At 47.0% G+C, this 12,059-nt stretch carries 12 protein-coding genes and 1 pseudogene; 4 read left to right on the forward strand and 9 right to left on the reverse strand.

All coding sequences use genetic code 11. From position 1 onward, the window contains the following. The first annotated feature begins 51 nt into the window (after positions 1 to 51). Positions 52 to 1,104: a regulatory protein RecX gene (locus NK638_RS09860; RefSeq protein WP_274632885.1), complete on the forward strand. Its 1,053-nt coding sequence runs from the start codon at positions 52 to 54 to the stop codon at positions 1,102 to 1,104. A 29-nt stretch (positions 1,105 to 1,133) separates the two neighbouring features. Here the strand turns inward: NK638_RS09860 and NK638_RS09865 are convergent, their stop codons facing one another. The 8 genes from NK638_RS09865 to NK638_RS09900 all read right to left on the reverse strand — a co-directional run bounded on the left by NK638_RS09865 (position 1,134) and on the right by NK638_RS09900 (position 8,704). Then, positions 1,134 to 2,591, reverse strand: a complete 1,458-nt coding sequence (locus NK638_RS09865; protein WP_105244060.1) for an anion permease — start codon at positions 2,589 to 2,591, stop codon at positions 1,134 to 1,136. Between the two features lie 227 nt (positions 2,592 to 2,818). After that, the gene (locus NK638_RS09870; protein ID WP_274632886.1) at positions 2,819 to 3,529 is read right to left on the reverse strand and encodes a YidB family protein; all 711 of its coding nucleotides are present in this window, start codon (positions 3,527 to 3,529) and stop codon (positions 2,819 to 2,821) included. Between the two features lie 409 nt (positions 3,530 to 3,938). Then, positions 3,939 to 4,142 (reverse strand): hypothetical protein, encoded by a 204-nt coding sequence (locus tag NK638_RS09875; RefSeq protein WP_274632887.1) that lies wholly within the window; start codon positions 4,140 to 4,142, stop codon positions 3,939 to 3,941. Positions 4,143 to 4,174: 32 nt separating this feature from the next. Beyond that, positions 4,175 to 4,369 (reverse strand): hypothetical protein, encoded by a 195-nt coding sequence (locus tag NK638_RS09880; RefSeq protein WP_274632888.1) that lies wholly within the window; start codon positions 4,367 to 4,369, stop codon positions 4,175 to 4,177. Between the two features lie 37 nt (positions 4,370 to 4,406). Next, a complete protein-coding gene (locus tag NK638_RS09885; RefSeq protein ID WP_274632889.1) occupies positions 4,407 to 4,697 on the reverse strand; it encodes an FAD assembly factor SdhE in 291 nt (96 codons plus the stop codon). A gap of 28 nt (positions 4,698 to 4,725) precedes the next feature. Beyond that, the gene (gene folP, locus NK638_RS09890; protein WP_274632890.1) at positions 4,726 to 5,673 is read right to left on the reverse strand and encodes a dihydropteroate synthase; all 948 of its coding nucleotides are present in this window, start codon (positions 5,671 to 5,673) and stop codon (positions 4,726 to 4,728) included. 197 nt (positions 5,674 to 5,870) lie between these two features. Next, the gene (gene ftsH, locus NK638_RS09895; RefSeq protein ID WP_105244064.1) at positions 5,871 to 7,766 is read right to left on the reverse strand and encodes an ATP-dependent zinc metalloprotease FtsH; all 1,896 of its coding nucleotides are present in this window, start codon (positions 7,764 to 7,766) and stop codon (positions 5,871 to 5,873) included. 305 nt (positions 7,767 to 8,071) lie between these two features. Beyond that, positions 8,072 to 8,704 (reverse strand): RlmE family RNA methyltransferase, encoded by a 633-nt coding sequence (locus NK638_RS09900; protein ID WP_075100456.1) that lies wholly within the window; start codon positions 8,702 to 8,704, stop codon positions 8,072 to 8,074. Positions 8,705 to 9,036: 332 nt separating this feature from the next. Here NK638_RS09900 and NK638_RS09905 point away from each other — a divergent pair, with 332 nt between their 5' ends. Further along, positions 9,037 to 9,348, forward strand: a complete 312-nt coding sequence (locus tag NK638_RS09905; protein ID WP_075100455.1) for a YhbY family RNA-binding protein — start codon at positions 9,037 to 9,039, stop codon at positions 9,346 to 9,348. 310 nt (positions 9,349 to 9,658) lie between these two features. Beyond that, positions 9,659 to 10,351, forward strand: a complete 693-nt coding sequence (locus tag NK638_RS09910) for a hypothetical protein (RefSeq protein ID WP_274632891.1) — start codon at positions 9,659 to 9,661, stop codon at positions 10,349 to 10,351. A 124-nt stretch (positions 10,352 to 10,475) separates the two neighbouring features. Here the strand turns inward: NK638_RS09910 and NK638_RS09915 are convergent. Continuing rightward, positions 10,476 to 11,202 (reverse strand): annotated as a pseudogene (locus tag NK638_RS09915) (CHAP domain-containing protein). 240 nt (positions 11,203 to 11,442) lie between these two features. Here NK638_RS09915 and NK638_RS09920 point away from each other — a divergent pair. Then, positions 11,443 to 11,958, forward strand: a complete 516-nt coding sequence (locus tag NK638_RS09920; RefSeq protein ID WP_274632892.1) for a DciA family protein — start codon at positions 11,443 to 11,445, stop codon at positions 11,956 to 11,958. Positions 11,959 to 12,059: the final 101 nt, after the last annotated feature.

Raw genomic sequence — 12,059 nt, forward strand, 5'->3', positions numbered from 1 at the left:
GCGCCTGAGCCAGTACAATAACGGCACGCTTATTTATCGTTATGACTGATTATGAACATTAAAACCTTAGCTGAAATACTCGCTGAATCGGACGCCGACTCAGCGAGCGCCCCTACTAGCAAGCCGAAAAAAATCTCTAAAACCTCCCAAACACCCAAAGCGCTCAGATCGCCTCATGCAGCACGGGTCGATAAAAATACGTCTCAGAAGTCGGCGTCTACAGCCAAACGTAAAAGACGTGAAAAACGCTTTCATCCAGCTGCGAGCTTTAGCCCTAAACCTAACGACGCACCTGCGTATCAACCACCAAAAGCGCAAAGTATCAAAGAGATGCTGGCCGAGGTAAAGCATCATATTCATGGTCATTCGGACGATAGCGCCCCTACCATCACCGCTGATAGCGATGCGCGCCTAGAGGGTGTAGATCATTTAGAGAGCACAGAAGGCTCAGCGCCACTGCTTGACCCTAAAGCCGTCCATCATCACTATACAGACGCGCACGCGGACAACTTACCTGCTGCTCTAAAAGCGTATCTTCGCACCCCTGAACAAAGGCAAGCCGAGATTGACGCTATCAAGGCAGAGAGTCGCCTGCGCTGGCTGGCTTTTTATTATCTGTCGCGCCGTGAGTACGGTAAAGCAGAGCTAAAGCAAAAACTGCTCGATAAGGAACAAGACCCAGACAAGATTGATGCCTTACTCGATGAGTTTGAGAAAAAAGGCTATCAAAGTGATTATCGCACCACCCTCATGCTCATCCGTGAAAACATCCGTAAAGGACGGGGGCGCGGCCGCATCAAGCAAGCGTTTTATCAAAAAAAAATAGCCATGCCAGACAACATCGATGAGCTGATCGATATGGCAAATGCAGAGTCTGAGGAATTTAGCGAATTTGTCGAAGATGGTGATGACAATCTGGTCGAAGGCGTTGACTGGCTAAAGCTAGCGGTGACCGCTCGCACCAAAAAATACGGCAATACCTTGCCCCGTGAGCCAAAAGACAAGGCTCGTCAATTACGGTTTTTGCAGTATAGAGGTTTTAAGAGTGACATCTGCTTTGCCGCCCTTGACTACACGCTTGAGACATTAGATGAGCGATTTTAACCGTGACTCATCTAACACTCAGATACCTATTAATAATAGCCAAGCACTTTCCACCATATCATACCTGCCCCTATCCAAATCACCAGATTGACCACACTCATGATAGCGCCGATGCCCCACCACTCTTTTAAGGTCACATACCCTGAGTTAAAGATGACGGGGGCGGTGCCGGTCGCATAATGGGTGAGGGTCATCATAATGTTGCCCGCTGCAGCCAAAATCAGCGCATAGAGCATGGGCGGCGCTCCTAAGCTCAGCCCGACGGCATAAAAGGCGGCAAATAAAGCGGTGATATGCGCAGTCGTACTTGCAAAGAAGTAATGAATGTACAAATACACCAGCGTCAAAATCGCCACGGCACCTACCCAGCCCAGACCTGTCGTACCAATCATCGCTTCGATATTGTCAGAAAACCAGCGAATCAAGCCAAGCTCATTCAGATAAGCGGCCATCATAATCAAGGCACCAAACCAGATGATGGTATCCCAAGCAGATTTTTCTTTGAGAATATCCTCCCACGTTAGCACCCCAGTCAATATCAAGGTCGTCAGACCGATAAAAGCCGTCGTTGTGGCATCGACGCTGTATTGCTCACCCAATAGCAGCGCTGGGATATTGGCCCAGAGTAGTAGCATCAGGCCAAACACACCGAGCATGATTTTTTCTTGGCGGCTGATGCTACCCATGTCTGCTAAATTGTCTTTTGCAAAACCTTTAGCGTCAGGTGTGACTTTGACATCAGGTGGATAGATCAGATAAATCACCAAAGGCATCACCACCAAACACAGGATGCCCGGCACAAACATCGCCACCGCCCACGTTGTCCACGACAGCTGAATGTTGCCGCCTGTGGCTTTATTTACCAGGTCTACCACTAAAGGGTTGGGCGCGGTCGCGGTGATAAACATCCCTGAGGTAATCGGATTGGCATGGTAATTGACCATTGCCAGATAGCGACCAATTTTATTTTGCGTGCCTTCCTCTGGCGTTGAATGAAAGCTTTGGGCGATAGATTTCATAATAGGATGAATAATACCGCCACCACGCGCGGTATTCGACGGTGTGATAGGCGCTATCATCAGCTCAGCCGCCGTCAATGAGTACGCGACTCCGATGGTTTTTTTGCCAAAGATAGAAATAAAATAATAAGCAATGCGGCGACCAAGACCGGTTTTGATAAGGCCGCGCGATATCATCACTGCGATACCAATCAACCATATTAGCGGGCTTGAATAGCTAGAGAGCGCATCATTGATGGCTTGTTTTGGGCTGTCACTGGTCACACCCGTCAAAGCCACGAGCGTTACGGCAATGACCGCTATCGCCCCGATGGGTAGCACTTTACCAATAATGGCAACGATGGTGGCGATAAATAAAGCCAGCATGTGCCATGCGTCAGCGGTGACGCCCGTCGGTACAGGAATGACAAACCAAATGATAAGACCTACGACGATGGCAATAGCGGCTTGGATCGGCTTAAACGGCATGCGTCAGTATCCTATGCAGTGGCTGATACCCTCATCTTATAAGATTACCAGCACCGTTGCGCATTTGTTCACCATTTTTAACATATCTATGTAGTATGTATTATTGAAGTCCTTCCAATAAAAAAGAGCACGCTATATAAACGTGCTCTTTTGGCCTCTATCAGCTGTCTGTTTCAGTAGCGGCAGACTACACAGCTAAAGGTAGCTATAACATAAGCATTGGACCATTATCGTAAAGTGCCTAGACGGTTGGATAACTGGCCGATAATTTGATCAATTTCTTCGTTAGCCTCCGCTTCGGTATCTAAGTTACCTTTGGGAGTAAGCTGATTTACGACTTCAGGTAGCAGCTCTGCAATGCCTTGGCGCACCTCGGCTTCGTTGGCACCAGTATGCGCTGCCACTTGTTGAATCTCACTTTCATCAAACAATCGATTGACATCGTTTGGATCGAGGTTTTCATTGTCCTGCTGATTGCTCATCCAAGAGCGTGCTTGGTTTTCATAGCCCATGCCCGTGATTTTGGATAATGCACCGCTCAGACCACCATTACGCTTGATCCAGCTAAGCACCATGGGCATAAGCACGGCGATAAGCATGCCTTTACCGCCAAAGCCGCTTTGACTGCGCTGACCACCCAGTACGCTTCCTAAGATATCACCCAAACCACCAGCGCCTGCGCTGACACCACCACGCTGCGCGCCGCCAGTAAGACCGCCGATGATGTCATCTAGGCCAAAGCCATTATCTGGCTGATGATCGTATTGACGCGGATTATAGCCACCTCCCTGGCTGCCTCCCAGTACGCTTCCTAAGATATCACCCAGACCGCCTGTCCGCCTTGTATCAGCACGCTGATTGACTGGGTTATGCTGAGCGTCAGCAGGATCCATGGCTTGACGAGCCACCTGACTGACTAAATTTCCTAATAAACTCATATTTTTCTCCTTTTTTATCATTATCGTGGTCTAGCACAGTGTTTTTTTAGCCGTTATTTGTCGGTAGCCATTTTTTAACGCCGCTGCCTCACAACATACATTATCACCATAATTTTTATCACCATATTTTCTACAACAGTGTTGTTATAGTCAGCTCAAAGCAAAACTGTCATAAGTTTAAATGCGCTACTGGTATAAATTTTACTTGCGTGCTGCGTCCCCAGAAGCTGCGAAAAATTCATCCCAGCAGCGCTATAACACTTTTAAAGTGTATCGACTATAGTTAGCTGTCAATTAATAGTGCTATTAATATAGCAGGCTTCTTTGCTGATCGAGATAGGTATTTTGTTATGACATGTAGGCGCTTGTAAGCCTGTACATCGCTACCAAGGGAAAAGAAGATAAATATTTAGACCGTATTGCCAATGCTCATATTGGCCAAAACATTCAGCTCTCGCCACTGCTCAGGGCTGACTTGATCGCGAAAAACTGTCACGGCCAACGAACGCTGATAAGGCTCGATGATATCGAATTCAAAACTGAGCGCCCACTCAAAACGGTGAATGGCTTGTAGGTTTGCCAACCATAAACCCTCCCCCTGTGCCGTACGCATCAGAAGCTGCCAGTGTTGATCAAGGCGCTGACTCAGTGGCGGGATACGGTCAAATAACCTACCACGGCGGCTGCCACCGCTAAGACCAGCACGTACTGCCAAAGCGCCAAAGATGCCAATATACCAAGCCCTATCATGATACTTGCTAAGCTCAGATGTAACAGCAAGCGCAATCGGCTCTTAGGCTCGATAGCAGTATCAATACGCAGGGCAGTTATCGAATCCATGATATCGCGGTAATCTCATGAGGTGTGTGGTAGCGAATTAGGGCATCAACTCTTTGGTATGACGCCATGTTTTAATTTTATTGACCAGCGCCCAGATTGCATCATCTTCAGGTCGCGATTGATTGGTAAAATAATCCAATAAATCTGGGTCTTCATAGGTGAGCATTTCGGCAAAGGTCGCCTGTTCAGCAGCATCTGCGGTCAAATACCGCTCCTTGACGTAAGGATCGATATAAAAATCCAGCTCTTTTAGGCCGCGGCGGGCTTGATAGATGACGCGGCGCTGCTCATTGGTTGGCTCAGGTGGTTTGTTTTCAGATATACTCATAGGAAACGCCTTATAGCTAGTCGGTACATTATTTAGTAAATTGATAGTGATGGTTGTTGGTCGTAATGACAGAGGTTTGATGATACTCGGTTAATTGCTGCCAGAGCGCGGCCGCTTGCTGCATCATCGCTACATTATGAGTACGGATGATACTCGCGCCTTGCTGCAATGCCAACAATCCAGCCGCAGTACCGATCGCATCGCGCTCGCTGGCTTGCGTAGTGGCAACTGCTGGTACGCCGCTCTTAGTGAGTACCTGTGCCAAAAAGCGCTTACGCGAGATACCAAACATCAATGGCAAACCAAGCGTTTGTAACTTATCAAGCTGGGTCAATAGTGCACGATGATGCTCGTAATCTTTTGCAAAACCAAAGCCTGGATCGATGATGAGGTTTTCACGCTTCACGCCAGCACAAGTCACTTCTTCAATACGAGCAAGCAGCTCGCGACTGACATCACTGACTACCTCATCATACTGCGCCAACTCATTCATGGTTGTGGGCTCGCCGCGCATGTGCATCAGCATCACCGGTATATTAAGTTCTGCTGCTAATTGGGCCGCACCCTCACGTCTGAGCGCGCGTACATCATTCCAAATATCAGCGCCTGCATCAAACGCTGCTTGCATCACAGTCGGGCTGCTGGTATCGATCGACAGCCAAATATCCTGACCTATTTCACCTAACTGCTGACGAATGGCTGTCACCACTGGCACCACACGCTGCACTTCTTCATCCGTCGCTACAGGCGCGGCATTTGGACGGGTAGATTCGCCGCCGATATCGATAATCGTCGCCCCTTCATTTATCAGCTGTTTACAATGCTGCAGCGCTTTATCTACCGCGGTAAACTGACCACCATCTGAAAACGAGTCTGGCGTCACATTTAATATTCCCATCACCTGCGGCTGCGATAAATCCAACACTTTGTTGCGGCTGCGAATACGATAAGTCGGTAAAGGCTGAAACAATGACATAGGCCATCCATTATCAATAAAAGGGACTAAAAAAAGGACAATCGGTATTGGCTACCATTTGCTTATGATACCAGTAAATACCATACGGTTCTAAATTCTGAGTAAAATACGAGCCATAAAAAAGCCCTTTATCAAAAAGGGCTTTTTAGCTTAAACAGTGATCTGTTAGCTGTCTTTTACAATTTTACTTGCTTGCTCTACATCGCTGGTAATGGCGGCGGTGTCGGACCCGTTGTTTTAACGTCATTTTTTGACAAGTTCACTTCGTTGGGCTGATACACTCTTGGTGGACGTGGCTCTTCACCTGCCAAGATGTCTTGCAACTGATCCCGATCAATGGTTTCCCACTTCATCAAAGCATCAACCATCGCATGCATTTTATCTTGATTTGCCTCGATTAATTCACGCGCGATGTCATATTGCTCTTCTAACATCCGGCGAACTTCGTCATCGACCTTTTGCTGCGTGGCTTCAGAAATCGTCCGACCACCGCCGCCGAAGTACCCTTGCGAGCTATCATCGTCTTCATACACCATGATACCTAGCGCATCTGACATACCGTACTTGGTTACCATGGCACGTGCCATCTTAGTCGCACGTTCAAAGTCATTAGAAGCACCAGTCGACATCTGATTGATAAACACCTCTTCAGCGATACGACCGCCGAACAAAATAGCGATATCATTGAGCATTTTTGACTTATACATACTTGTCTGATCATGCTCAGGCAACTGCCAAGTCACACCAAGGGCAAATCCGCGCGGCATAATCGTTACTTTATGCACAGGGTCGGTACCTGGTAGTAGCTCAGCAACCAAGGCATGTCCTGCTTCATGATAAGCAGTAGCACGGCGCTCTTCTTCGCGTATTACCATCGATTTGCGCTCAGGACCCATATATAGCTTGTCTTTTGCGTCCTCAAAGTCATTCATATCGACGCTGGTTTTGTTGCGACGGGCGGCAAATAGTGCCGCTTCGTTGACCAAGTTAGCCAGCTGGGCACCACTAAAGCCAGGCGTACCACGCGCCAAAGCTCGCGCATCGACACTGATCGTATTTGGCAGTTTCTTCAGATGTACTTTTAGGATTTGCTCACGGCCTTTGATATCTGGCAAACCTACTTGTACCTGACGGTCAAAACGACCAGGACGGAGTAGCGCTTTATCGAGTACATCAGCGCGGTTGGTCGCGGCAATCACGATAACGCCTTCGTTACCTTCAAAGCCGTCCATCTCAACCAATAGTTGGTTCAATGTCTGCTCACGCTCATCATTACCGCCGCCCATACCAGAGCCACGGTGGCGACCAACGGCATCGATCTCATCGATAAAGATAATACAAGGGGCACTCTTTTTCGCTTGCTCAAACATATCGCGCACACGTGAGGCACCCACACCGACAAACATCTCGACAAAGTCAGAGCCTGAGATAGAGAAGAACGGTACTTTGGCTTCACCAGCGATGGCACGCGCCAATAGCGTCTTACCCGTACCAGGCGGTCCAACCATCAAGATACCGCGTGGGATGGTCGCACCTAGCTTGGTAAACTTGTCTGGATCGCGCAAGAAGTCAACGACCTCGACCACTTCTTCTTTGGCCTCTTCACAGCCTGCGACATCCTCAAAATTGACTTTGATTTGGTCTTCGGTGAGCATTTTGGCTTTTGATTTGCCAAAGCTCATCGGACCACCGCCCTTGCCGCCAGCGCCGCCTTGCATATTACGCATAAAGAATAAAAACAGACCAATAATCAATAAAATTGGGAAACTGGCTATCAGCAATTGCATCAAGACGCTTTGGCGTTTCGGAGCAGTTCCTTGAACTTCAACCTGATTTTCACGCAACAGCGGCATCAGCTCGTCGTCTGTCACAGCGGGTCTAATGGTCTCAAAAGATGAGCCATTTTTCTTTTCACCGGTGATTTGTTCGCCATCGATTTCAACACTGGCTACCTGATTTTCTGACACCGCGGTCACAAACTCAGAGTAGTTAAGGTTATCCGGCTCAGAGGATTGATCAAAGCCGCTAAACACCAGCACCAAAATGCCGATTACCACCAGCCACAATAAGGTATTTTTTACCATGTCGCTCACTAGTTATTCCCATCCCTTACTTATTGGTGTGTTTACTAAACACGTGACGTCCATAAACGTTTGGCTCATTTGACGATATATAAATCTCAACGAGCGTATCGGGCGTTTATTATCAGACGACTTTGCCTAAAACGCATGCTTAAAACAAAGTTAATATACCATGATATGTGGTGTTTCCCTGCATAATTCAAGCAGGTTTCACTTTTATTCAGTTAACGATTGTAGCGGATTTTCACGCATAGTATCCATCCTTTATAATGGCATACTCTCCCGCTTACAATAGCAGCAACTCATTGAAATTAAAACTATTTGATCGCCACCCAAAACATCTCTTTTGATCGTGGTCGTGAGGCAGCGGGCTTGATGCTACGGATTTTACTAAAATCACGCTGCATCTGCTGACGTAATTCTTGTGTACCCTCACCCTGAAACACTTTCATAATAAGCGCGCCACCTTTGGGTAAGGTTGCCAGCGCAAAGTCGACCGCCAGCTCGCATAGGTACATCATACGCGGCTGATCAATCGCGCGATTGCCAGAAGTATTGGGCGCCATATCTGATAGCACCACATCGACCTGCCGATCGCCCACTTCTGCCATAATCGCGTCAAACACCTCAGCTTCACGAAAGTCACCTTGGATAAAGGTGACATCTGGCAACGCATCCATCGGCAAGATATCAGAGGCGATTAAAATGCCTTTATCACCCACCAACTGCCCGGCCACTTGTGACCAGCTACCAGGCGCACTGCCCAAATCCACAACCGTCATGCCTTTTTTGATTAGGCTGGTCTTTTCGTTGATTTCTAGGAGCTTATAAGCTGCGCGGGCGCGGTAGCCGTCTTTTTGGGCCTTTTGTACATAATGGTCGTCAATATGCTCTTGCATCCAAGCACTGCTGCTTTTTGACAATTTTTTGTTTTCGATACGCGTGGCCAAAATACCTGCTCCTATTACTCTGCAAAACTTTATGCGCTTTGATAACGATACACTTTGAAACGCCTGATGCGCGCAAGACATAGTACCAATATAGTACCAATGAGGCTATTTATCTATAAATGCACTTAAATCATCAAATTCTCTTGGTTAAATAACTGTTTTATAAGGCAGTAGCGTTTATAATGTGGTCAAACCTTCAGTTTAACATTTTCAGCACGTAAAATCGTGCAAAATCCTGCCGATCTCATGCAAGTTGGTCATAGATTATCTATAATGATCACTCACTGCTGTTGGCGGTAATATTTTTATTTTTATCAATACCTAGGAATTCTATGCAACTCGATAACGCTACCATCAAACGTCTAAAAGGCATCGGCCATGAGCTAAAACCTATCGTTATGATTGGCAACAAAGGCATCACGCCCACCATCACCGAAGAGATTGATCGCGCTTTATCAGATCATGAGCTCATCAAGGTAAAACTACCGGCCGGCACCAAAGAAGAGCGTGATACCATCGGGGCAGAGCTTGCAGCGGCGGCAAACGCCACTTTGGTACATTCTATCGGTCGTATGGCGTTGCTACTACGCCAAAACCCAAATGCCAATCCAAAACTCTCTAATCTCACTCGCCACGCCCAGTAGCATGTCGGCACAAAGAGGCGGTGTGGATTTAGTGCGGATAAACAAATGGTCGTGCTGTGTGTGACCATGCCGCAATACACCTGCTATCTGCTATACCCTAAAACCGCGCGGCATGTTGCTCGCGGTTTTTTGCATGATGGGTATATAATCAATTTACTATGAAATAAATATCAGTAGCACTCTGGCACCGCAGTTTTTTATGTAGGATTAACTATATAGACCTAGCGCAATAGACCTCGTGCATTATTCATTCTACCTATCGAAACGGCTGCTTATCAAAACTAGTGCGTATCAAAATAGTGATTACATCATGAGCCAAGCCTTTCATTTGCGTTTAGCCACCGACAGCCTCGCCACCAAGGCGCAGCAATTAGGTGTCAGTATCGCTGCGCTATCAGAGATCCGCGTGAGCGTACACGCAGACATCAGCCAGACGTCGCCTTTTTATCTACAGCTTCATTATCAGATCAACATGCCCACACCCTCTATGGCGCACCGACTAGAGTGGCCAGTATGGCAGCCAGACAAGGTCGGTTTCGCAGACTATCTGTGGGAGGAGACCTGCCTTGAGTGCTTTATCAGTGCCAAAACGCCGCAACCTTCTACGCTGGCAGTGACAAAGACACCCTATATCGAAATCAATGCCAGTCCAGATGGTCGTTACGCGCTGTATCAGTTTGATGACTATCGGCACCCAGATACTTTGCCGCCGCCAGCCCTGATGACCGATCTGCAAACCCGTGCCACGCTCGACTGGCCAATATCGAGCGTAAATTCAAGCTTAGGTATAAACTTGGCCCGCTCAGTTGATTTTGAGCGTTACTTGCATATACCAGTGACGCCATTACCGCATCAGCAATACGCCGTATATGGCACCGTGATTGAGTACCTCCACCCCTGCGTTATCTTATGGCTGGATAAAACAGCGCTATATTTTGCGCCCTCTCACGCTACCCCGCCTGATTTTCACAATCGCCAGCATTGGAGCCAGTTTGTGCTTTAGATCTCGTGTGCTTCGTGCTATGACAGCACAAATAAAAAAAACTCAGTAACGTCATAAAGAGCATTACTGAGTTTGGAGAAAACTGGTAAATCAGCTCGCTATCAGCTGATTACTAAACAGATTATTATTTGTCTGCCATCGCAAGATAGATACCACGATCTGAGGCATCATCTACGTATTGTGAGTCGCGCCATGTGGTATAACTATGGACACCGCTGTATGGGCTGATACCTTTTTGGCGGAAGTCAGATACCCAGTCGGTACCATCAAAAATCTGGATATGACCGTGCGGGCGTGTAGCTACGGTCATAGACGATTACATCACCCACCTGATGCGGTGTGTCATTACTGATTTTGGTAAAGCCTGCTTGAGCAAGCGTGCCACGCGTGGCGTACTGATACGCTGAAGGATTTGGCGTAAACTCATAGCCTGCTGATTGCAAGGCTTTACGGACGTAGCGGGCACAGTAGCCAGAGCTTCTAGATAACGCCACGCGTGAAGCACGTGCTGCGGCAATGGCAGGGGCTGAGTTGCTATCAGGTACACGGCTTGCTTGCTGCTGGCGCTGCTCATAAGAGAGGCGGCTGGTGAGCGAGGCAAGCTGATATTCTTTTTGCTTGGCATGAGCACTTAGGTTGTCAATTGCTTGACTAATTTCATCATTACTATAAACATGGGCGCCGCTATTGGTGCTATAGATATTGCGACTAGAACCGTAGTTCACAGAAGTAGAGAGGTTTGTGACGGTATGACTCAAGGTATTATTTGGTTGAAAGGTCGTTTCGACAGCACCACTCGTCTGTGCTATACCCATTCCCAATACTGACAAAATTAATAAAGCTTGTTTCATAAATTTACTACCTATGGTTAATACAGGATTGCTCGTCATCCATGACGACGCATCAATTAATTTAGAGGATATTCACATCAAGCAAACATGATAAAATCCTTATCACAACCACTTCTTTTATCATGACTCACACCGATAGTTTTGGTCTGGTCAACTGCCTCATCACTCACTTGTTATATACTGCGGTTAGCATGTTTATGATAAATATCGTTTTTGTCACCTACTAGATGAGTTATCACGATGTCAAAAAAACAGCCCAATCGGCTTGCCAAACTTATTGATCATCAAGCTTTTGCTGGTAGCGCACTACCCCAAACCCTTGCTGATAATATGCAGTTTTATATAAAAGCGACCAATGAGATAAAAGCGCTACTGGTAGACTGTCTACCTGAGGAAATCCTCAATAGCTGCTGGGTCGTCGGACTTACTGCTGAGCAATTGGTGCTCAGTGTCAGCTCAATGACGGCTGCTAACCATATTCGCTATTTACAGAGCGCGTACTTGCAAGTCCTTAATGAGCAGTCAATTACATTTAAACAACTCAAGCAAATTCGCGTCATTGTAGCCAATACTTCTACTGAAAATCATCTATCAAAATCATCTTCAGGGCCAGCGGCGGCCTCATCAAAATCTCGTAAAGCTAATAAAAATCAGGCTCTTAGCCAAAACACAAAGCGGACTATATCACAGGCTGCAGAGCATGTCACCACTGATGAAAATCTCAAAAAAGCACTTTTGCGCCTAGCCAATCACTAAAAATCATCTCGTTACTATGTAAAGTTATGTAAACAAAAACAGAAAACCACCCCTTGAACGCTGGGTTTTTGTAATATCGCAAACAAAAAAAATCGTCTATC

It is taken from the genome of Psychrobacter sp. A3, from assembly GCF_028823565.1.
In the GTDB taxonomy this organism is placed as follows: Bacteria; Pseudomonadota; Gammaproteobacteria; order Pseudomonadales; family Moraxellaceae; genus Psychrobacter; species Psychrobacter celer.